The sequence below is a fragment of the Enterococcus sp. 9D6_DIV0238 genome, from assembly GCF_002174455.2.
In the GTDB taxonomy this organism is placed as follows: Bacteria; Bacillota; Bacilli; order Lactobacillales; family Enterococcaceae; genus Enterococcus_L; species Enterococcus_L dunnyi.
In genome coordinates this window covers 1,293,985-1,316,490 of the sequence record NZ_CP147246.1, presented here as the reverse complement: position 1 = coordinate 1,316,490, position 22,506 = coordinate 1,293,985, and the positions used below count along the sequence as shown (strand labels likewise).

22 protein-coding genes are annotated in these 22,506 nt (G+C 36.7%); 19 read left to right on the top strand and 3 right to left on the bottom strand.

All coding sequences use genetic code 11. From position 1 onward, the window contains the following. Positions 1 to 16: 16 nt before the first annotated feature. Positions 17 to 1,057 carry a YeiH family protein gene (locus tag A5889_RS06275; RefSeq protein ID WP_087640936.1) on the bottom strand — a complete coding sequence of 347 codons (1,041 nt, stop codon included), beginning with the start codon at positions 1,055 to 1,057 and terminating at the stop codon, positions 17 to 19. Between the two features lie 106 nt (positions 1,058 to 1,163). Here A5889_RS06275 and A5889_RS06270 point away from each other — a divergent pair, with 106 nt between their 5' ends. Together A5889_RS06270 and A5889_RS06265 are read left to right on the top strand one after the other, a co-directional pair. After that, entirely contained in the window at positions 1,164 to 2,000 is an 837-nt protein-coding gene (locus A5889_RS06270) for a LysR family transcriptional regulator (protein WP_087641542.1), read from the top strand. A 64-nt stretch (positions 2,001 to 2,064) separates the two neighbouring features. Continuing rightward, positions 2,065 to 2,481 (top strand): helix-turn-helix domain-containing protein, encoded by a 417-nt coding sequence (locus A5889_RS06265; RefSeq protein ID WP_087640937.1) that lies wholly within the window; start codon positions 2,065 to 2,067, stop codon positions 2,479 to 2,481. Positions 2,482 to 3,363: 882 nt separating this feature from the next. Here the strand turns inward: A5889_RS06265 and A5889_RS06260 are convergent. Further along, positions 3,364 to 4,284, bottom strand: a complete 921-nt coding sequence (locus tag A5889_RS06260) for a PTS sugar transporter subunit IIB (RefSeq protein WP_087640938.1) — start codon at positions 4,282 to 4,284, stop codon at positions 3,364 to 3,366. 235 nt (positions 4,285 to 4,519) lie between these two features. Here A5889_RS06260 and A5889_RS06255 point away from each other — a divergent pair, with 235 nt between their 5' ends. The 11 genes from A5889_RS06255 (at position 4,520) to A5889_RS06205 (ending at position 14,243) form a co-directional block, all read left to right on the top strand. Next, on the top strand, positions 4,520 to 4,771 hold the full coding sequence (locus tag A5889_RS06255; RefSeq protein ID WP_087640939.1) for a hypothetical protein: 252 nt from the start codon (positions 4,520 to 4,522) through the stop codon (positions 4,769 to 4,771). 76 nt (positions 4,772 to 4,847) lie between these two features. After that, complete coding sequence (locus A5889_RS06250) at positions 4,848 to 6,113, top strand: efflux RND transporter periplasmic adaptor subunit (RefSeq protein WP_087640940.1); 1,266 nt, start codon at positions 4,848 to 4,850, stop codon at positions 6,111 to 6,113. After that, complete coding sequence (locus A5889_RS06245) at positions 6,100 to 6,792, top strand: ABC transporter ATP-binding protein (protein ID WP_087640941.1); 693 nt, start codon at positions 6,100 to 6,102, stop codon at positions 6,790 to 6,792. Before A5889_RS06250 ends, A5889_RS06245 begins: the two co-directional genes overlap by 14 nt. Continuing rightward, on the top strand, positions 6,792 to 8,012 hold the full coding sequence (locus A5889_RS06240; RefSeq protein WP_087640942.1) for an ABC transporter permease: 1,221 nt from the start codon (positions 6,792 to 6,794) through the stop codon (positions 8,010 to 8,012). Before A5889_RS06245 ends, A5889_RS06240 begins: the two co-directional genes overlap by 1 nt. Positions 8,013 to 8,024: 12 nt before the next feature. Further along, positions 8,025 to 8,681 carry a response regulator transcription factor gene (locus A5889_RS06235; RefSeq protein WP_087640943.1) on the top strand — a complete coding sequence of 219 codons (657 nt, stop codon included), beginning with the start codon at positions 8,025 to 8,027 and terminating at the stop codon, positions 8,679 to 8,681. After that, positions 8,678 to 10,105, top strand: coding sequence for a sensor histidine kinase (locus A5889_RS06230; RefSeq protein WP_087640944.1), 1,428 nt, complete (start codon positions 8,678 to 8,680; stop codon positions 10,103 to 10,105). Before A5889_RS06235 ends, A5889_RS06230 begins: the two co-directional genes overlap by 4 nt. Positions 10,106 to 10,250: 145 nt before the next feature. Beyond that, positions 10,251 to 10,448: a hypothetical protein gene (locus A5889_RS06225; RefSeq protein ID WP_087640945.1), complete on the top strand. Its 198-nt coding sequence runs from the start codon at positions 10,251 to 10,253 to the stop codon at positions 10,446 to 10,448. Between the two features lie 614 nt (positions 10,449 to 11,062). Next, positions 11,063 to 11,911: a DUF1266 domain-containing protein gene (locus tag A5889_RS06220; RefSeq protein ID WP_087640946.1), complete on the top strand. Its 849-nt coding sequence runs from the start codon at positions 11,063 to 11,065 to the stop codon at positions 11,909 to 11,911. 96 nt (positions 11,912 to 12,007) lie between these two features. Then, entirely contained in the window at positions 12,008 to 12,406 is a 399-nt protein-coding gene (locus A5889_RS06215; RefSeq protein ID WP_087640947.1) for a RidA family protein, read from the top strand. Positions 12,407 to 12,454: 48 nt separating this feature from the next. Continuing rightward, the gene (locus A5889_RS06210) at positions 12,455 to 13,288 is read left to right on the top strand and encodes a dihydrodipicolinate synthase family protein (protein ID WP_087640948.1); all 834 of its coding nucleotides are present in this window, start codon (positions 12,455 to 12,457) and stop codon (positions 13,286 to 13,288) included. 67 nt (positions 13,289 to 13,355) lie between these two features. After that, the gene (locus A5889_RS06205; protein WP_140405333.1) at positions 13,356 to 14,243 is read left to right on the top strand and encodes a CPBP family intramembrane glutamic endopeptidase; all 888 of its coding nucleotides are present in this window, start codon (positions 13,356 to 13,358) and stop codon (positions 14,241 to 14,243) included. Positions 14,244 to 14,597: 354 nt separating this feature from the next. Here A5889_RS06205 and A5889_RS06200 read toward each other — a convergent pair whose 3' ends face one another. Then, complete coding sequence (locus A5889_RS06200) at positions 14,598 to 15,170, bottom strand: DUF1307 domain-containing protein (RefSeq protein WP_087640950.1); 573 nt, start codon at positions 15,168 to 15,170, stop codon at positions 14,598 to 14,600. A 233-nt stretch (positions 15,171 to 15,403) separates the two neighbouring features. Between A5889_RS06200 and sapR the strand changes: the two genes are divergently transcribed. The 6 genes from sapR (at position 15,404) to A5889_RS06170 (ending at position 22,379) form a co-directional block, all read left to right on the top strand. Further along, positions 15,404 to 16,078: a two-component system response regulator SapR gene (gene sapR, locus A5889_RS06195; protein ID WP_087640951.1), complete on the top strand. Its 675-nt coding sequence runs from the start codon at positions 15,404 to 15,406 to the stop codon at positions 16,076 to 16,078. 13 nt (positions 16,079 to 16,091) lie between these two features. Next, on the top strand, positions 16,092 to 17,117 hold the full coding sequence (gene sapS, locus A5889_RS06190) for a two-component system sensor histidine kinase SapS (RefSeq protein WP_087640952.1): 1,026 nt from the start codon (positions 16,092 to 16,094) through the stop codon (positions 17,115 to 17,117). Between the two features lie 154 nt (positions 17,118 to 17,271). Continuing rightward, the gene (locus tag A5889_RS06185; RefSeq protein WP_087640953.1) at positions 17,272 to 18,135 is read left to right on the top strand and encodes a GRP family sugar transporter; all 864 of its coding nucleotides are present in this window, start codon (positions 17,272 to 17,274) and stop codon (positions 18,133 to 18,135) included. Between the two features lie 86 nt (positions 18,136 to 18,221). Further along, entirely contained in the window at positions 18,222 to 19,610 is a 1,389-nt protein-coding gene (locus A5889_RS06180) for an amino acid permease (RefSeq protein WP_087640954.1), read from the top strand. 183 nt (positions 19,611 to 19,793) lie between these two features. Beyond that, positions 19,794 to 21,164, top strand: coding sequence for a class II fumarate hydratase (gene fumC, locus A5889_RS06175; protein ID WP_087640955.1), 1,371 nt, complete (start codon positions 19,794 to 19,796; stop codon positions 21,162 to 21,164). A 36-nt stretch (positions 21,165 to 21,200) separates the two neighbouring features. Further along, complete coding sequence (locus tag A5889_RS06170; RefSeq protein ID WP_087640956.1) at positions 21,201 to 22,379, top strand: NAD(P)-dependent malic enzyme; 1,179 nt, start codon at positions 21,201 to 21,203, stop codon at positions 22,377 to 22,379. Positions 22,380 to 22,506: the final 127 nt, after the last annotated feature.

Here is a 22,506-nt window from a genome sequence, read left to right as displayed (position 1 = left end):
CAGCCTTTTTCTTTGATTATGCGATGAATAACCGAATCAGTCCAATCGCTAAAAGAACTTGAATGACACCAACGGAAAGTCCGTAGATCAAGAAACGTTTGCCTTCTTTAAAGAATTTTTGAAAATCTAGACGTAATCCAATCGCGGCTAAAGCAGTGATTTCAAACCAGCCGCTAAAAAAATGAGCTGTTTGGCTTAGTTGTGCAGGGAGTTGGATCAAGCTATTAATAATACAAAATAAGACGAATCCAACGACATACCAAGGCAGACCAGCCTTTTTTTTAGCAACAGCTGTTGTTTCGGCAGCTGTTGCAATTGGCGCTTTCCGTTCTTTAAACTTTCCGAAAAGATAAACAACAACCACTAACAACATGATTCGCATGATCTTAAACAACATAGCAAATTCAACCACTTCTCCGTTGATCATACTTGCACTAGCCACTACTTGTCCAACCGATTGTAGAATTCCTCCGATCAGAGCGCTTTTTGCTAATAGATCAGTACCATATAGAATAGAAGCGATCAAAGGTAAGAGTAGCATCAAGATAGTACCTAGCAAGTTGACTAATGTGATGATTTGTCCTTTTTCTTCTTCTTTTGCATGGATCGAAGGAGCAATCGATGCAATCGCAGAAGATCCGCAGACTGCATTACCCCCAGCCATCAATAAAGACATGTTATCCGAGAACAATAATTTTTTTCCAAGAATATAAGTAGCAAGGATCGTTAGTCCCATTTGTAACACTACAAAGATCCCGCCTTTTATCCCGATATGAGCAATTGTCTGAAAAGTCACTGTTGCACCTAACAGGACAACTGAAAATTCTAATAATTTTCCTTCTGCTATTTTTGTTCCTTTATCCAATATAGGATGTTTTAAACACGTATTCCCTAACACTATGCCTAGTAAAATCGCGATCGTCGCTGCACCTAAAGTTGGCAGCCAAATCGCGATTCCTTTACTGATCACAGCAACAATAAAAGCGGTGATCAGTCCAGGCAGGATCGTGAGTGCTTGAGTTAAATAAGAGTTAGTAGTTTTCACTAAGGTATTCATCTTCTTTCTTCATTTATCTATGTATTCAGTATAACGAAATAAGTTGCATTTGAGAAATAAATAGTTAAAATAATATCTATAAGAGAAATGAATGGAAGGGGATTCTATGTTTAAATTACTGAAGACATTCCGCACAGTCTACGAAACAAAAAATTTTTCAAAAGCAGCAGAGACCTTATTTATTTCTCAACCAGCTGTTTCTAATCAAGTAAAGCAGCTAGAAGAAGAGTTGGATATCGTGTTGTTTATACGAAGTGGACGGCAAGAAATGACTGCGACAAAACAGGCAGACATTTTATATCATCATCTACTGAATCTAACGGATGATTGGGAAGACATCTTACAAGCATTAAAAACACAATCAATTCCGAAAGCAACTTGTAAGATCATTGCTTCAAATACGTTTGCAGTGCACTACTTACCAGAATTGATGAAAGAACTTGTGCAGTATTTTCCAGAGGTCTCATTTGTTTTAGAGATGGATAATTCAGAAGTAGTGTTGGAGAAAATAGAAAAGCATCAAGCACACTTTGGTTTTATTGAGAAGCCCTTGATCACAGAAACGGCTGTTCGTCAGGAAATTTTGAATGATGAATTAGTTCACGCTGGTGATTTATCAAGTGAGCTATGGTTGGTTCGAGAAGAAAGCTCTGGCGTCTATCATTATACAGAACGCTATTTTTTAGAAAATAATTTGAGTCCGAAAAAAATGATCATTAAAAATAATGAAATCATTATCCGTTGTTTGGATAAGGGAATAGGACAATCGATTGTATCTAAAAAAGCTTTGACGAAAAAAATAAACTGGCATTCTTTAGACCAAGGCTACCAAAGAAAATTTTATTTGATTAAACGAGATCGCATCGAATCTACGCAGTTACAAGAAATCGCTCATTTCATCAATACTCATTTTCAAAAAGCTGAACAGCCATTTTTAAATTGATCTATTTTTTCTAATCAAATGGCATGATACAATAAAGAGACTGGAAGTAGAAAGGATCAGATAAATGATTGATTTGAATCAGGTATTAACATTTACAGAGGCTGCTGAAAAATGGGGACTTGCTGGAGGAAATACGATTCGTCAAGCTGTATTGCGAAAAAAATTTGAAGCACATGAAATCAAAAAGAGTGGAACGGTCTGGCTGACAACCTATGAAGCAATGTATCGTGTCTTTGGAGAGTCTAAAAAAAAGGAGGCAGTCTTTCTGCAGCAAAACACTATCTTTCAAGCGATCACACAAAAAAAGCAAGGCAATCCGACTGCACTAGCGAATATACAAAAAGAAATGACAGCAGCATTTTCTGCAGGCCGAAAAGTGTTTATTCAAGAAAAGTTATTAGGAAAATGGCGAACGGTCTATATTTTCTCAACTGAAGAAGAAGTTCAAAATTGGTTGGTATTGATCCAAAAAGCGAATTGACTATCTAAAGAAATAAAACAATGCTTTTTATAAAAGAATGATATGTCACCAAGAGATGCATAGTTCAAGAATAGAATAAAATAGATTGGAAATAAGCGGATCAGGCTTATTTCCAACCCTAATAGTCATCAATGAAGAAAGTACAAATAATGAGTGTCGTATATAAAAGGAAGTATTGAAAAAGGTTACGAAGTTAATTTTGTTGTACTTTCTTATTGAATACTTGGGAGTAGTAATTGACTATTAGTTTTAGAGGAACGACACTTACTTAATGACATCATCCAGGAGAATGGGAAAAAGCTGGTTGGGATCAGCTTTTATGCGTCAATGATTGGTTGACAAGTATATGTGATGATTAAAAAAGTAAGTACGCGTCCCCTAAGATAGAAACGAATGCATAAAAAAACGATGCTGGACACAGATCCAACATCGTTGTAAGGACAATAAACAAGCATAAACATTTCCAAGTCAGAAAAAACTAGTATAAAACTCTAGAAATTTTTGTCAAAATTGAGTAAAATGGAAGATGTCAATGTATAACTATTGGCTTAAGCAACTTGATTGGTCAGGTGTTCACTGACTTTTCAGGGCTTCATGATTTAGTTGGTAGCTAAATTATGAAGTGCTTTTTTTTATTCTATTCGTTTCTATCTACTTTCCATTTTATAGGAAAACCCTTTTAGGGTCAATAAAGGGTTGGAAAAAAATCAGACATTCGTTGGACTTTTTCTATTTTTATTGTCATTTATCCTAATCTATTGAGATAAAAAAACTACCTTTATGGCTGTTTAAATCGCTATAAACATGAGGATGTGTGAGACTTATCTTAAAAGTATTCCGCTAATGTTGGGACATGATTGTTATTTTCACTCTGATAATGTATCAGCGCCAAGAAAACCAACCGAAGTGTTTTCTTTGTTTAGGTACAGTCTGTTCTGATAAAAGGGTGTCAAACTCCTTTGTGAATTCTGTGTAGAGACTTGCATCTATGATATCTGGAAGTAGCCGCTCTAATTCTAGCTCTCCTTCAGCTCTTGAGTATGTGACAGGATCAAAGGAGAGTAAAGGAATTTGATAATCCTCTAACCAGTGACGTTTCTTATCGAAATTGCTGTACAAAAAAGGTTTTTCTAACACTAGATCGATTCGTCGTGCAAATTTAGGAAATTCTTCCTCTGTAATCAAGCTAGAACTGCCATAAAGCAGACGAAGATCGTATTGTTCTTCACTAGGGTCTGTATATAAGCGCTCTAAAGAGTAGCTTTCCTCAAGTAAAACTAACCCGAGTTTTCTAAGCGCATTTGTAAAGGCCTGAAAAAATACTTCTTTTCGATCCCCACCTAAAATAAAGATGTCAATATTTTTGTCATCTGCTTTATTATTTTCTTTCTTTTTGGACTGATATCCACGTTCATTATCAATTGTGATCAATTCCTCTAATAAACCATCAAGCGCACGTTCTCCGTCCATTAAACCAAATATTCGAGCATCGATGTCTTTAACGACAATTGGATAATCCGCTAATAATTCTTTTTTTGCTTTTGTCCTAAAACGGACCTGCGGTGCGATAAGAACAACATCAAATAAACGAGTAAAATCATAGACGATTTGAGGGCGAATCGCATCGATCCCACCATAAGCAAAAATAATATCTGATTCTGCTGATAATTCTTTTTCATGACGCATCACACTTTCAAAATCATCAAAACTTGTTTTTAAAGTAGAATTTTCAGAAGCTTTGACGATTCGTTGGCAAAACATACTGGATGTTCCACCACCTGCGCAACCAATAAAAACAAACATAAAACCCCTTCTTCCGTCACTAATTCGTTACAGAAACCTTAACATAGTTTTGTCTTCTATTCAAGAACACTGCAATTAGGCTTGATCTAAAGCTCAAAATTCTGATTATTTTTTGTAACATAAAAAAATAGATAAAAAACAGATTAGCTTTAGAAGAACTACAGATGACTTGTCTATAATAAGTTTTATCAAATAGATATAAATTAAACGAATGAATCGAAAGGAAAGATTTGATATGAAAAAAATAACGAAAATTATTTTAGCAATGGTGATGGCACTATCTTTAAGCGCAATGACAGGCTGTAACAAAAAAGAGACGAAAGAAGAAGGGTATAAAACAAAACAGGATTTCAAAGATAATGTTCAGAGTAAGAAAAAAATCACTGTTGACGGTGAGGAGATGGATGAATTTACCATGAAAGATGGTATGAAAGTACAAGGGGCAGGACTCGAAGAAGCCGTCGGTGGAGACGATGATTCAGAGTAAGTTTAGATAAAAAATGAGGAGGTTTCAAGGGAAATAAGCTTCTCTTGAAACCATTTTTAATAAGGAGATAATAATTATGAGAGCCGTAGGAAAAAGAAATAGAAAAAAAATTCTATTGATAGGTTTTGCGATTGTGATCGTCGCACTAATTACTTTTATAGTGATAAATGCATTCAGCTCTTCTGAAGAGCAAAATATAAATGCATCTAATCCAGAAAACAAAGTGGAAGAAAGAAGCGTCAAATCTTTAGTTGAAGAAAGTAAAGCGGGCGATTTGACCTTAGCTGGTAAAGTGACAGCGAATAACACTAATAAAATAAAAATCGACCCTGATAAAGGAACCGTCAAAGAAGTTTTAGTCAAAGAAGGAGATCGTGTAGAAAAAGGTCAAGCACTATTTACCTATCAAACAGATCAGCAAATGAAAACAAAAGAAGCTGAACTGGATGCAGAAGCTAAAGCCAGAGCCGTTGAAGTAGCAAGAAGCAGTGCTGGAATCAAATGGGAAACTTACAATAAAAAGGTAGCACAATTGAACCAGGCAAAGGCAGATTATGATAAAGAGAATACGGAAGAGTTAAAAGGTGAAATCAAGACATTAGAAGGTGAAGTCGACCAAGCGTATACAGAAGGGTTGACGGGAGATAATGAAGTAAAGAACGCAGAAAGCGAACTGGAAAAAGCCCAGTTGATGCAAACGAATGAACAGGAGAGACTAGGTGCAGATACGATCGTTGCAGATAATGCTGGTACGATCAAATCATTGAATATGGATTTGATCAACCAATCGAAAGAAAAGCAGCGTGAAGAAAGTTTTATGGAAATCATTGACGATTCGAATCTATTTGTCAACGGTGATATCAATGAATTTGATAGAGAAAAAGTGTCACTAAATCAACCAGTAGAATTGATCGACAGAAAAAATAAAGATAAGAAGTGGCAGGGGAAAATCGTTCAAGTTGCTAATTTAAGCTCAGATGAAGCAGGAAAAGACAAGAAACAAGACGAAGATCCCAACTTATCTAAATTTCCTTACAAAGTCCTAATCGACAAGACGGATCAAATGCCGATCATTGGTTCTCATGTCTATGTAAAAGTGTTGCCCAAAGAATTTGAAAGCGGCAAAATTATTTTAAATAAACAATATATCCTTTCACAAGATAATAAACAATATGTATGGAAAATAGACAACAATAAAATCAAGCGCCATGAAATCAAAGGAACACCAGTCGGTGAAAATTTAATGTCAGTCAACGAAGGGCTTGCGCAAACGGATAAGATCGCACTACCAAAAACAGGCATGAAAGATGGAATGGAGGTAGGTGAAGATGTTAAGCCTTAAACAAATCAAAAAATCCTACTGGCAAGGGCAAACAGAAATTCCAGTATTAAAAGGAATCGACTTAGAGGTGGATGAAGGAGAATTTGTTGCTATTATGGGGCCATCTGGTTCTGGCAAATCAACGTTGATGAACATCATTGGTTGTTTAGATAAAGCAACAAGCGGCGAGTATGAAATCGAAAATGTAGGGGTGAGCACTTTATCTGATAATGAGCTAGCCGATTTAAGAAATCAGAAAATCGGCTTTGTTTTTCAAAATTTTAATTTAATGCCTAAATTGACCGCCTGTCAAAATGTAGAGCTTCCATTGACATACAGTAAAGTCAGCAAACAGGAACGGCGTGAACGTGCATTGAAAATGCTTGATTTGGTTGGTCTAAAGGAGAGAAGCGAGTTCAAACCAATGGAACTATCCGGTGGACAGAAACAACGTGTAGCGATAGCAAGAGCATTAGTGACAGATCCAAGTTTTATCTTAGGGGACGAACCTACCGGGGCATTAGATACAAAAACGAGTGTTCAGATTATGGAGCTATTTAAAAAGTTTCACTTGGAAGGAAAAACGATCGTCTTGATTACTCATGAGCCAGAAATCGCCGAGCTATGTGAAAGAACGGTCGTTTTGCGTGATGGCAATATCACAAGTGATACCTCACAACAAAAAGAGGTGATGGTGTAATGGAGGAAATCGGCGTTGCTATCCAATCCATATTGGCACATAAAATGCGTTCGATTTTGACAATGCTTGGTGTGATTATTGGTATCGCAGCAATTATTTCGATTTTTAGTATCATTGAAGGTAATACAGCAAATATGAAAAAAGAAATGATAGGCGGCAGCAATAATACGATGGAAGTTGAATATGATAAAAAAAGCTCATTCGATCCATCACTTCGCTCTGGAAAAGAAGAACAAAAACCAAGTTATATACCGGAAATCGGTGAAGAACAATTAAAAAAAGTGAAGCAGGTTCCAGACGTGATCGATGCGGGATTAGCGTATCAAACGGAAGCGAATGTTTACCGTCAGGCAAGCAAGGCTCAAAGCAAAGTATCAGCTGTAACACCAAATATCGATAAATTGAAAAGGTTGAAAATCTTAAAAGGAGAGGGCTTTGATTCAAAGGATTTTAAAGAAAATAAGCAAATCATTTATTTGGATCAAACCTTGTATGAGGAACTATTTAAAGGTCAAGATGGGATCGGGCAATATGTAGAGGTCAAAGGAGTGCCATTTGAAGTCAAAGGTGTTTTTAAAGCTGAAGAAGAGGATGATAGTCCATATAGCTTTGTTGAAAAAGAAGCATATATCCCATTAGAACAGGCTTATAAGATTTTTTCAGAGATCGATATCGCACCGAAAGTGATCATTCAATCAACAGATACGGATAAACTACAAATTGCAGCGAAAAAAGTTGCAAAAGTTTTAAATAAAGAAATACCTAAATCCGATTATGTTTATGGTGTGAGGAATATGGAAGAGCTACAAAAAAGCCTTGAACAGTTCAATCAATCCAACTTTATTCTTTTAGCAGGGATTGCCAGTATTTCTCTTTTGGTTGGCGGGATTGGAGTAATGAATATCATGCTGGTGTCAGTGACTGAGAGAACAAGAGAAATCGGTGTAAAAAAAGCTTTAGGAGCAAGAAGGAAAGTTATTTTAAAGCAATTCCTTGTAGAAGCAGTGGTCATTACTTTACTAGGAGGGATTTTAGGTGTATTGATCGGTTTATTAGGCGGCTTTATAATAACTCGTGTGTTGGAATATCCGTATATCGTTTCAATTATTTCAGTTGTTGCTAGTCTGGCTTTTTGCTGTATAATTGGAATTGTCTTTGGGTTATTGCCGGCGATGAAAGCATCGAAGCTGGATCCAATCGAAGCATTACGCTTTGAATAAGGAGTTGTAAACATGGTAAAAATTCTAGTCGTTGAAGATGATGAAATGATCAATCAGGTTGTAACAGAATTTTTGATGGAAAAAAACTATGAGGTTGTCTCTGTAAAAGATGGGGAAGAGGCGTTAGAGGAATTTGAATTGCAGCATTTTGATTTACTTTTGTTGGATATCATGTTGCCCTCCATTAGTGGAATTGAGATTCTAAAAAAAGTTAGGGAGACATCTAATGTACCAGTTATTATGCTAACAGCGATCGATGATGAATATACTCAGTTAGTCAGCTTTAATCATTTGATCAATGATTATATCGTGAAGCCTTTTTCGCCAGTCATTTTGATGAAACGTGTGGAAAATGTTTTGAGAGTGAACAGACCAAGTAATCAGATCGAGATCGATGGCTATTTGATCGATCTTGACGATTGTGTTGTGACATATGAAGAGAAAGAAATTTCTTTGACAAAAAAAGAATATGAAATTTTAGCTGTTTTAGCAAAAAGAGCAGGTAATTTAGTAACTCGTGAACAATTAGTTTATCAAGTTTGGGGTTATGATGATTATTTAGATAGTCGGATACTCGACAATCATATGAAGAATTTGCGAAAGAAATTACCTTTATTGTCCATTCAAACGATCAAAGGGATGGGCTATAAAATCGAGGTCTTAAAATGAAAATCATGTGGAAAAATTTCTTGTTTTCGATCTCTGTCATCTTTACAGTAACGACAGTTTCATTAGCTATTTTATATTTTGTGATGCCCATTTATTATGAATATACAAAGCTTAATGGAATCAAGCACGAGTTTGGTGAGATCACGAATGAATTGGATAAGAAGTCTTTAGAAGAAATGCGGGGAAAAATAGATAAACAATTATTTAAAGGGCAAGAAGCGATCACACTAATTTTGTCGGATCAAAATGGAAAGATCATCCATCCTTATTTTGGCGAGGAAAATGATTCGTTTAGTATTAAATTAGGTGATCAGGGAGAAACGAAGATAGTAGATTCTTCAGACACGATGGATGTGGAATTATCAGGGTCGAACAGAGTAAAAGAGATGACAAGTTCAATCAAAGATAACCAGGGCACGCACTACCTATTGACGGGGTTGTATTCACTCCAGCCGATTTCAGATGCTAGTGCGGTATTATTGCAGATTTATCCATTTCTTTTAGTGATCGATTTTTTGATCGGCGGTATTGCAGCTTATTTCTATAGCCGTTTTTCAACCAAACGAATCAAGCAGATATCTATGGCGACAAATCAAATGTTAAGCTTGGATCATACGATAAAATGTGAGATCAAAGGAAAAGATGAATTGGCTTTACTTGCTCAAGACATTAATCAATTGGACCAGACGTTGCTTACCACAATTGACGCATTAAAAGCTGAGGTTGCTAAAGTAGAAGGGATCGAACGTTCTAAAGCTGAATTTATGCGCGTGACTTCACATGAATTAAAAACACCGGTCGCCTCATTGATGGGCATCATTGACGGTATGATTTATAATGTTGGAAAATTTAAGGATCGCGAGTATTATCTAGCAGTATGTAAAGAGATTTTACAGCAGCAAGCAGACATGATCCAAAATGTTTTGACTGTTTCAAAGTTGGACATGTTTTCTTTGGAGGAAACGAATCAGGAAGTTTTTTCCCTAAAAGAGGTCATTGAGGATAAGCTTAAAACTTATCGATTGCTTGCAGAAGTCAATCAGGTAGAATTAATTGTACATTTAGAAGAATGCTTCGTCAAAGGAAATAAAGATGAACTTGGCAAAGTAATCAATAATCTTTTAAGTAATGCTTTTCGTTATACTAAGACGAATGGTCAAATCGATTTGTTTTTGGATCAGCATACATTAGTTATCGAGAATCAAGCAGTAAAAGTTTTGTCGAAAGAAGAGTTGAGTCAAATCTTCGAGCCATTCTATCGTCCTGATTTCAGCCGGAATCGGGAAACAGGAGGATCAGGCTTAGGGTTATTCATTGTGAAACAAATACTAGATAAACAAGAGTGGAACTTCTCATTCAAAGAATTAGAAGGGACGCGAATGTGCTTTTCGATTTATTTTGATACAGAAAGAGTCATCATCTAATAAAAATATTTTTAGGTTTGTTATGAAAGTCCAATGACGATTCAAATGTAGCTTTCATAGATGTAAGGTTATGGAATCTTTTGTAAGTAGTTTACTCACCTTCCGTATGCTAGTATAAATGTACTGAGAGAAAGAAGGGGCAGCAATGAGTCGTGCAAGAGAAGTTATATCTTATCTAGTTATCATCTATCTGTCGATCAGTGTTGGGAATCGGGCATTAGCCTTTTTTCAGAAGTTTCCAACTAATATTTGGATCGATCGAATCATTTGTATCATCATTACAGCAATAATCGCTGGTTTGTTAGGCTGTCTTTTATTGCCAAAAAACAAAGTTAAACAATAGCATCAAATTTTGAGAGCAAAACAAAACTGATTTTTAGTTTTGTTTTGCTCTTTTTTTGTGATCAGTTTATCCAAATATCAGGCGGTAATATTTTTATACTAATGAAAACAAGGTATAGTGATGAGAAAAATTAAAGAAATTATGTTGTAGAAAGTGATCATCTATTTATTGCTGTTGAATCATACATTTGTCTTTTTTTTAGCGATAGGAAGATTTGAAATAATCGATTCGCAAAATAAGAAAGGACGATGATTAAATCAATTCTAATGTTTTTCGTTTTTAAAGGCATCAATTCTTAATTCGTAGTGTTATATTTCATTTCCTATATTTTTGTTTTAGTTATCAAAATAAATAATGATGATTGATAAAAAACGAAAAAATATGATGAAATATTTTTGGTAAAAAAAGAGTAAATAAAGCTTTAAAATGATATTTTATAGGCTTTTATACAACCAACTGTTTATACAAAAAAATGAAAAAATACTCTTCCAATTAATGATGTGGTTCTGTATAGTTAATAAAAAGAGAAAGGAGAAAGAAGATTTTTTAGTTATTAAATAGATGAAATTGATTGCGATAATGAAGTAAAATGAAAAAAGATAGGAGTTAATAGAATGAGTAGGGTATTAAGTAGATTGTTGAGTAGATTGTTTTCACGTACTGATGGAGAAAGTCTAGCAGGCTATGTTGGAGTGATCCTTTTATTGTTGGTTGGAATTGTCTTCATTTACTGGCTATATTATAAATTTGTTACGGATAAGAAAATAGCTTCTTTTGTGAAAGCTTATGAGGCTCCAGCTGATAAGCAAAAATATTTAGCTGCAGCATCGATTTATAGTCATGATCCATATCCGACAATGATATGTTTAAAAAGCTTTGATTTGGAAAAACCATTTCTTAAATTGATTCGAAGACAAGTATTTAAAAGAGACTGGTCGATCACTAATCATCAAACAACGATAGATACACTTGACTGGTTGTTTGATTCTGGACATCGAAAGGAAATAGATTTAAGCAGTATTTTGCGTCAATTAGATTCGAGATATGTGGTCGATAGTCATCTTACTCAGTTGATTACTGCTGCAAATGGTATCCAGGTATATAATGATAATGGTGAGCTACGAACAATAGATGAAAATGCTATTTATAATTGCAAAGGAATCTTTGCTTGGGACGCCCTTCGCGGTGCTAATGTGGCGCGAGTTTGCTATAATTTGGGCTATTTGTCAGAAGAAGAAACTTGGCACTATTTAGAAAAGTTCTCTCATCAGCTTAAAGAAAATTACGATAATTGGGAAGAGGTTGCTTTTTCTTTTTTATTAGGACGGTATTTGTGGTCTGGAGATTCAACGCAAGAAACGTATGTTAGGATAATTACGAACCAATTTACGCATTATCCAATGCCGCAAAAATCTAAAAAAGAAATCAATATGTGGCAAAAATTTCCTGTAAGTTCACTGTAAATTAGAAGAAATGCAAACGGTGTAGCAACTTTATATTGCTATGTTAGACTTAAAGAAAGTTTGTACTCAAAAATAATTGGAGGGAGCAATATTTATATGAAAAGAAAAAGCTATACAGGAAACAACGTATCTGTTTCAGGACCGTATTCGCATGCAATCGATGCTGGTAATTATCTGTTTTTCTCAGGTCAAGTTGCTAAAAATAGTACTAATTATATCGAAGAAACAGGGAGTATTGAAGAACAAACAAAACAGTGTTTTGTCAATTTACAAGAAGTGATGAAAACGGCCAATGTTAGTTTAGACGATGTTGTAAAAGTCAATGTCTATCTAACACAAATGAAAAATTTTGAGGCGATGAATGAAGTTTATAAAATGATGTTTAAAGAACCTTTTCCGGCAAGAACATGTGTAGCTGTTCTGGAATTACCATTAGGTGCGGATATTGAAATAGAGGTCATTGTTTATAAAATTTCTAATGAACGTAATGACTAATAAGAATTGAACGAATCAGCCAGTTCTAGGTGAAAAGGAGAGATACAGATGTCAGATGAACTGAAAAATAGCTATCATGTAGCGGTGCCTACTGCTTTTTATGAGGATGAAGCGCTGAATGTACGAGCAACGTTGGATCATATCCTTTATCTGCAAACGATTGGTGTGCGGTCATTTTTAGTATGCGGCTCCACAGGAGAACAACATAGCCTAACTCTTGCAGAAAAAATCTCGTTATTAAATGAGATTGAAAATGAGGATAGGATAGAGATCGATGTTGAAATTATTTTTGGCTTATCTAGTATACGCCAAAAAGAAGCAGTGGCTTTAGCTAAAGCTGTTGATAGCAAAGAAAAAATTTCGAGTATCCTTGTTGGATTTTCTCCGTATATTTTACCAACACAGTCAGAAGCGGTAAAGTATGTAGAAGCGATCTCGTTTGCTTGTGAAAAACCAATGATTCTGTACAATAACCCTAAGCGAACTGGCTTCAATTTGGAAACAGCTTCTTTTTTAAACATAGTGGAAACATGTCGTGTTATAGGCTTGAAGGAAGCAGGAGATGAAAATCGCATCCTTGAGTTAAAATCAGTATTGCCGGAAGACTTTTATTTCTATGCAGGCGGCGAAAATAAACTAAAAGAAAAAGTCGCCTTAGGTTTTAATAGACTTTCTTCTATCTCAGGTAATTTATATCCATTAGAAGTTAAACAATGGTTTGAGTCGCTGTGTAGCGGAAATGATGAAGCCTTCTATTTAGAAAGTGAAATAAATAAAATATTCGAACATAGCCCATTAACTTATTTGAAAGCTCAACTATCAAAAAAAGAACACATACAGATGGGGATGCCAAGAAGTCCACTAGGAAATCAAAGTTTTTAAAGAAGTACGAATATGCTTCTAGAATTGTCTAATTAAGTGCAATATTCGATTTGTGGATTATAACCTATTGAAGGATTCAATCTTATATCCCACATTTTTTAAATCTGATTATGATAAAATGCCAGTGGGTGAACGAAAAAATAATAAAAAAATTACTGAATTAGGAGATTTGATGATGAATTGGAAAAATTTTTTTAGGACTATTGTTGTAATGTGGGGAACTTTCTTACTATATAAAATAGTTACATTAAGTCTCTTGTATACTCTACCAAATTTACAAAGTAAACCCTATTATGAATTAGTTTATTTCTTGATCGTAACTGCAATTTCTATCTTCATTGTTAGATTGACTAAAAATTCATTTGGTGTCGAAATAAATTTCTCTCCAGTAATCACAAAACCTAAGAAGAATATCTTGATTTTCGTGGTTCCTTTCATTCTTTTTGGAATTGATTTTATTGGTGGAATTGCTGATGTTTTTAGACAACCGGTCTATCTTATCATCGTTTCTTTTGCTAGTGCATTAGGGGCTGGTTTATTTGAAGAAATAAGGGATAGGGGATTTGGTACTATTGGGTTTAATAGCTCGTTCCCTAATTCAAAATGGAAACCTTTAATAATTGCCTTGTGTACTTCTTTTCTATTTTGTACGACACACTATTTAAACTTATTGATGCCAATAGCTCCTTCTTTGGAGGCTGTAAATCAACAAGTGGTTTATACATTCTTCATGGGCTTGGTTTTTTCTGTTCTATCAATGAGAACAGGTACAATATTTTATGCTACTCTATTCCATTCTATGAACAACCTGTCCCCTTGGACACCTACATCAGATTTAGCCTCTGTTAGTTCGTGGTCTAATGTGCTTATTATATATGGTCTAGTTCCTCTTCTTTACACGTTATGGTGCTTGCGACCAAGTAAAGAAATTCAAATGACTAATTCGCAGATATAGGAGTTTATATTGGGAAAATTTCAGCAGCCATTTAGTAATCTCACTTTTGTTAAAATAATAGCTTGTTATAAAATGTCTCATAAGACATTTATAGCCTACGTATTTCCTAGGATGATTATTCAACTTACGAATCACAGTTTCAACATATTTTTTTGACATTGGCTTTATCTGTTCGTTTTGGTAAATCGTTCATGACGATCACCTACACTTTTTAGTATTGCACTTATGTTATAGATTCTAGTTGTTCTAAAAATCAAAGGTTCCCCATACGTTTAAAGTATGAGGAACCTTTATCTTTGATAAAAAAGTTGAACACTATAGAAGTTGATCGATATTGCCGATTTAAGGGGTCAATTATTGCTCTTCAATTTTTTTATACCCCATCTCAAGCAACAGTTTTTCCACTTCATCTATCGTAGAAAGATCAGCAAGCGCAGATAAAAAGCCTATTTTTTCCCGATCAACCTTAGTGAAATCTATTTTATAGGATTCGATGGCTCGTTCTTCTTGATACTCTACGGAATAGTTGACCCCCTCAACATTTTCCAGCTCTTTTTGTTTCTGAGAAATCAAGGATTCAGCTTCTGTTTTATCTTTGATACCAAACCCAGCGTAAGGAATAGCTTCGGTCGTTTCTTCGGCAATTATTTTTCCATTTTTATAGGTTACTTTTTTTTCCATTTTATCTTCTTCACTGCCCAGCTCGGCTGTATAAGTGACGGTTCCTGTTTTTCCTTCACTTTTTGTTGAGCTGGGTGACGATTTCTCCTTTGATGAACTGCTCGTAGAGTTGATTTTTAATGATGCTTCCGAATTTTTTGTCTTGTCTTTCGTTGATTCTTCATTTGCTGTGCAGGCTGCTAATGTGACCGTTGCAGTCACTACTGTCAAAAATAGCACACGAGAATAGTGTAATTTCTTTTTCATATAAAAGACTCCTTTCCACTGTATCTGTAAGTCAGGTTATCATAAAAAGCTAGGCTAATAATGTGATGTAGAAAAACGGTACGAAAAAAATAGACAAAAATTACATTAAGGTATTTTATAAAAGAAAAACGAATTTGTTAATTTTATCTTTTTTATCTCGGCTAAAAGTCCTATATAAATGACGGACATTTTCTGATAAGGTACAATAGAAGAAACAAGTGGAGGGAAAATGGATGGCAAAGATCATGATTGTGGAAGATGAGACGACGATTCGCGACTTGATTCGTGAAGAGCTGCAAAAATGGCAGTTTGATACATTCGGAGTGACTAATTTTAATACTGTTTTAGAGGACTTTCAGCAGGAAGATCCGCAGTTGGTTTTACTGGATATCAATTTACCTGTATTTGATGGTTATTATTGGTGTCAAAAGATTCGTGAAATTTCTAAAGTACCTATTATTTTTATTTCGAGTCGTAATACGAATATGGATATGATCATGGCGATGAATATGGGGGCTGATGATTTTGTGACAAAACCATTTCAATTAGATGTTTTGGTTGCTAAGATCAACGCTTTACTACGGAGATCGTATAATTATTCTGAGGTCGGCAGCGAGATCATGTCTCATAACGGCATCACCTTGAATGTGGATAATGGCAGTATGGAGATCAATGGTGAAATCATTGATCTAAGTAAAAATGAGTATCGTTTGCTTTATATTTTGATGAAGAAGCATGGAAAAATATTGACTAGAGAAAAGCTACTACGCGCGTTATGGGAAGATGAACGTTTTGTTGATGACAACACTTTAACAGTCAATATCAATCGCTTACGGAAGAAAATCGAACAGGCTGGATTGGAAGGCTACATCGAAACCAAAGTTGGCCAAGGATACATTGTACCGTAGATAGGAGAAACGCATGACGATTCGTAATTATTTAAAGGATCACTGGCTTTTACTCGTTGGCTGGCTGACATTTATTGCACTGACCTGTTTTATTCTTTGGTTATCTCCAGATACTGCGGTGAATTTTTCGATCATTGGTTATTTAGTCTTATTAGAAGGTTTATTTTTACTGCTCTTTTTAACGATCGACTATTCATTAAAAAAACGTTGGTGGCGCTCACTGGACACAACAGAGCATCCGCCTTCTTTACAGCATTATCTAAGTGAGGCATCAAGGGCAGAAGAAAAGCTCGTTCAAGAATACATCAATGGGTTATTGGTCGAGCATCAACAAGTGATGCAGCAGGCGATCAATAACCAGCAGGATCAAAAAGATTATATCGATTCATGGGTACATGAAATCAAAGTACCATTGGCTGCAGTGAACTTGATTTTACAGTCTCTGGAAGATGATATTCCAGAGAAGAAATATTACTTGGTCGAAAATGAGCTGACAAAGATCGATGAATATGTGGAGCAGGTACTTTATTATGCCCGTTTGGATAGTTTTTCCAGAGATTATCTTATTCAAGAATATTCGTTGAAGGAGATCGTTCAATCTGTCATTCGGACACAGGGAAGCTATTTTATTCAAAAGAATCTACATTTTTCAATTGAAGGAACAGATCAACTCGTGTTGACGGATGCAAAATGGGTGGCGTTTATCTTCAAGCAGTTGGTGAGCAATGCAATCAAATATACGCCAGCTGGAGGAGACATCACTGTTACTTTTTCACGTACAAAAGAAGGCGCTTGGTTACAGTTGAAAGATACGGGTGTTGGGATTCCTAAAGAAGACCAGGGACGGATTTTTGACAAAGGCTTTACGGGTGAAAATGGTCGAACGAGTGAGCAGCATTCCACAGGTTTAGGCTTATATTTGGCAAAGAGTTTAGCGGATAAATTAGGTCATCAACTATCGGTGGAATCTGTAGAAGGTGAAGGAACAACGATGAAATTGCTCTTTCCATTTTTGAGTTATTTTAAAGAGAGACGATAAAAATAAAGCCAGCGGATGAATTCGTTCGGCTTTCTTTTTTGTGATTTTGGGAAAATGAGAGAAATTCTTTTGAACTTTTTTCTCTATTCTGGTTGTATCGGAAACGTTTTTATTGTTAGACTGAGATATCTACTTTATTGAATAGGAGTTTATTATGAATATTTTGATTGCGTTGATTCCAATGTTTGCCTGGGGCAGCATTGGTTTAGTCAGTGGAAAGATCGGCGGCAGTGCGAATCAGCAAACACTTGGAATGACGATCGGTGCATTGATCTTTTCACTAGGTATCTATTTTGTTGTTCAGCCGGCTATTACAGCCCAAATGATCCTCATTGGTATTTTGTCTGGTCTGTTTTGGAGCGTTGGACAAAATCAGCAATTTCATGGAATGAAATATTTAGGTGTATCTGTTGGATTGCCTGTTTCTACTGGAATGCAGCTGATCGTCAATACGATTGCCGGAGCAGTATTTTTTCATGAGTGGCAGGGCAGCAGGGATTATCTTTTAGGTTTTCTTGCGTTAGGATTATTAGTGTTAGGTGCGTATTTGACTGCTCGTCAGGACGATGAAAGCACGGTCAAGACCACAAATTCTATGCTTGATTTTAACAAAGGTTTTCGTGCATTGATTGCTTCAACAGTAGGGTATGGTGCCTATACGATCATTATCAATGCGTTTGGACTCGATCCGATGGGCATCATTTTGCCGCAAAGTATTGGTATGTTGATTGGTGCTAGTTTCTTTGCATTCAAGAAAATCAAGGTGGATCGCTATGTTTGGTTTAATATGAGCTGCGGACTTTTATGGGGGCTAGGGAATATTTGCATGCTTTTGACGATGCGTCAAATCGGGTTGGCCATCAGTTTTTCTCTTTCTCAAATGGGCATTATCATTTCAACATTAGGCGGTATTTTCATTCTTGGTGAAAGCAAAACTAAGAAGGAAATGAGATATGTGATTTTTGGTTGCTTATTGGTGATCGTCGGTGGTATTCTTTTAGGGTATATGAAAGCGTAAATGAATGATTTACGCTTATTTTTATGAAATAAATGCAATTAATTATCAAAGTGAAGCGGTTGCTTGAATTTATTGGAGGAAATGAAATGTCGATATTTAGGAAAAAAGCACTGAAGGATTTATCTACCGAACCTAGTGGAATGAAAAAAGACTTAAAAACGATGGATCTGATCATGTTAGGAATCGGTGCGATCGTTGGAACGGGAATTTTTGTGGTGACAGGGGTAGCAGCGCAAAGAGATGCTGGTCCGGCGTTATCTTTATCTTTTTTAGTAGCGGCAGGTGCAATTATTTTAGCAGGGTTATGTTATGCTGAATTTGCTTCCCGTATCCCGGTGATTGGCGGGCCGTATGCGTATATGTATGTGGTGTTCGGCGAATTTATTGCCTGGATGACAGGCTGGCTTGTGATCTGTGAATTTTTCTTGGCCGTTTCGTCTGTTGCTTCCGGCTGGTCAGGCTATGTTCATGGATTTTTGAACAGTTTAGGGATTCATCTGCCTAAGGCTTTGAGTGGTGCATACAACCCAGCGAACGGCACTTATGTCGATCTGGTTGCGATGCTTGTTCTTTTAGCAGTGATGTTCTGGGTGTCTTTAGAAGCTAAAACCGCTTTACGCTTAAATAATGTCATGGTTTTTGTGAAATTTGGTATTATTGCTTTATTTTTAGTTGTTGGAATTTTTTATGTAAAACCAGATAATTGGCAGCCGTTCATGCCATTTGGTTTTTCAGGTGTGATCAGCGGCGCCGCAGTCGTTTTCTTTGCTTTCTTAGGCTTTGACGCGGTGAGTATGACTGCAGAAGAGGTCAAAAATCCGCAAAAGGATATCCCTAGAGGAATCATCGGCTCGATTTTGATCACAGCAGTTTTATATGTGATCGTCACATTGATCTTAACTGGGATCGTGCCATTTGATGCACTTGGTGTGAAAGATCCAGTGGCATTTGCGATGCGTTTTGTTCAGCAGGATGGTGTTGCAGGTGTGATCTCGGTCGGTGCGATTTTAACACTTTTGACTGTGACGATTTCGATGATGTACAGTTTGGCTCGAATCATTTATGCGATCAGTAAAGATGGTCTTTTACCGAAATTTATGAGCAAGATCGATGAAAAGAATCGTACGCCGAAAAATGCGACATATGTTGCTGGTGTTTGTACGATGCTATTTGCTGGATTAGTGCCGATGGAATTGTTGGCTGAGCTGACGAATATCGTGACATTGATGTATTTGATCGTGATGGCTATAGGGATCATTCGTTTAAGAAAAACAGACGGTGCTCCTAAACCGGGGGAATTTAAAATTCCTTTTGTACCGTTTTTACCTATTTTATTGGTGATCGTCAGTATTGGTCTGATGCTGCAGCTGCAGGCGGCTACTTGGAAAGCATTTGCTATTGCGTTAGTGCTAGGCATAGCGATTTACTTTACGTATGGCTATACGCATAGTAATGAACATACAACAGAAAAATAGATAAAGAAATAGGGTAAAGCAAATGATAGTAGTTGGCTTTACTCTATTTTTGTTTCGAAAGGTGGACAAAGGGCGAACGATAGAAACATTTAGGCATGAAAAGTTACAAATTTCATTGTAAAAAAAGGCTGAACTAAAGTATAGTTGTAGTAACTGAATAGATAAAGGAGAGGATCAGGTATCATGAGCTATCGGATCGAAAATGATTCTATGGGAGAAATTCGAGTGCCGGAGACGGCACTTTGGGGAGCGCAAACGCAACGCAGCCGTCAAAATTTTAGTATCGGGGTTGAAAAAATGCCGCTGTCCCTGATTCAAGCGTTAGCTATAGTTAAAAAGCACGCCGCGAAAGCCAACGAAGCCACCGGTAAGCTTGATACAGCAATCGGTCAGGCCATCCAGCAGGCAGCAGATCATATCGTCGATGGAATAGTTGATGAACACTTTCCATTGTCGCTTTGGCAGACAGGAAGCGGAACGCAGACAAACATGAATGTGAACGAAGTGATCGCTCATCTGTGTGAGAAAGAAGGCATCCAAGTTCATCCCAATGATCATGTGAATATGTCTCAAAGTTCAAACGACGTATTTCCGACAGCTATTCACATTGCTGCAGTTTTATTGATTGAACGAACACTGTTTCCTGTGTTGAATCGATCGATCGATACGCTAAATAAACTTGAGCATGCCAATGAAGAGGTCATTAAGATCGGTCGCACTCATTTACAGGATGCAACGCCAGTCACATTTGCACAGGAGATCAGCGGGTGGCGTTCTGGTTTTGAGCATACTAAACAAATGATCGAGCTAAGTTTGTCTGAGTTGAAACAATTAGCGATCGGCGGAACAGCAGTTGGTACTGGGTTGAACGCTTCAAAAGAATATGTCGATTTTTTTATTGCAAGCCTAAATGAAGAGACACAGAGTCAGTTTTCGGCTGACTCAAATAAATTTCATGCGCTTGCAAACAAGGACGCTGTAGTATTTACCTCTGGTGCATTAAAGGCATTAGCGGCAAATGCCATGAAGATGGCGAATGATATCCGCTGGATGGCTAGCGGTCCGAGAAGTGGACTGGGAGAAATCACGATTCCTGCAAATGAGCCTGGAAGTTCGATCATGCCGGGAAAAGTCAATCCAACACAAGCCGAAGCGTTGACTATGATCGCCATTCAGGTAATGGGGAATGATACAACGATCGGTATCGGTGCATCACAGGGAAATTTTGAATTGAATGTATACATGCCGGTATTAGCATATAATTTGATTCAAAGTATTGAGTTGCTAACAGATGGTTTACGTTCGTTCAATGAGCATTGTTTAAGCGGGATTCAGGCAAATCAGGAAAAAATGAATCAGTATGTCGAACAGTCACTGATGTTGGTCACTGCTTTGAACCCACATATTGGTTATGATAATGGTGCTAAAATTGCTAAAAAGGCTTTTGCAGAAAATATGACATTAAAGCAAGCAGCTTTATCAACAGGTTTATTGACAGAAACGGAATATGATCAATGGGTGAGACCAGAACAAATGTTAGGAAACAACGTTTAATTTTTACTTGTATGAATTTGAAAGGAGAAAAAATAAATGACAACGATTTATGAAAAAGCATTGAAAGCACATGAAGAATGGCGTGGAAAAATCGATATTCATTCGAAGGCGAAAGTAAAAACGAAGGAAGACCTATCTCTAGCCTATACGCCAGGCGTAGCAGAGCCTTGCAGACAAATTCATGAAACGCCTGACAAAATCTACGACTACACTTGGAAAGGAAATACCGTTGCAGTAGTGACAGATGGAACAGCTGTGCTGGGGTTAGGGGATATTGGTCCAAAAGCTGCGTTGCCTGTTATGGAAGGTAAAGCATTATTGTTCAAAGAGTTTGCAGATATCGATGCGATCCCGATTTGTTTGGACACGAAAGATCCTAAAGAAATCATTCAAATCATTAAAGCGATGGCGCCAACGTTTGGCGGGATCAATCTGGAAGATATTTCTGCTCCACGCTGTGTTGAGATTGAACGAGCTTTAATTGAAGAATTAGATATTCCAGTTTTTCATGATGACCAGCATGGCACGGCGATCGTAACGATTGCGGCTCTAATCAATGCACTAAAAATCGTTCATAAAAAAGTAGACGAAATCAAAGTCGTTATTTCCGGGACAGGTGCTGCCGGTAGTGCGATCATCAAGATGCTTCACCATTTTGGCGTGAAGAACATGATTGCTTTCAATATTGATGGGGTCTTAAGCAAAAACTCAGAACGATCGCTGGACTTCTTGGAAAAAGAGATCGCTGAAATTACAAATACCGAAAATTTTCAAGGAACGATGGCTGAGGCAATGGTAGGAGCAGATGTATTCATCGGTGTCTCTGCACCAAAACTGGTATCGAAAGAAATGGTCGCATCAATGAACAAAGGAGCGATCGTGTTTCCAATGGCAAACCCGGAATCAGAGATCGATTACCAGGATGCGATCGAAGCAGGTGCTGCGGTAGTAGGTACGGGGCGTTCTGATCATCCAAACCAAATCAATAATGTTCTAGCTTTTCCAGGATTGTTCAAAGGTGCTTTCGTAGCAGAGGCAACTAAGATAACTGAGAATATGAAATTGGCAGCAGCTCAAGCGATTGCAGAAATTATTCCTGAATCTGAGCTGACGAGTGATTATATCATTCCATCACCATTTAATCCGGATCTAGTCGATATCATCATAAAAAAAGTTGCTGAAGCGGCTGTAAAAGACGGTGTGATCCGTTCATAAAATAATTCTTGTAAAAAGCATCAGGTCATTTTCGTCCAAAGAAAATAATCTGATGCTTTTTATATGGAGAAAACACAAGGATTTCTAGTTCAATAAAGCCAAGTATGGTATACTGTTTAGGAGTAAA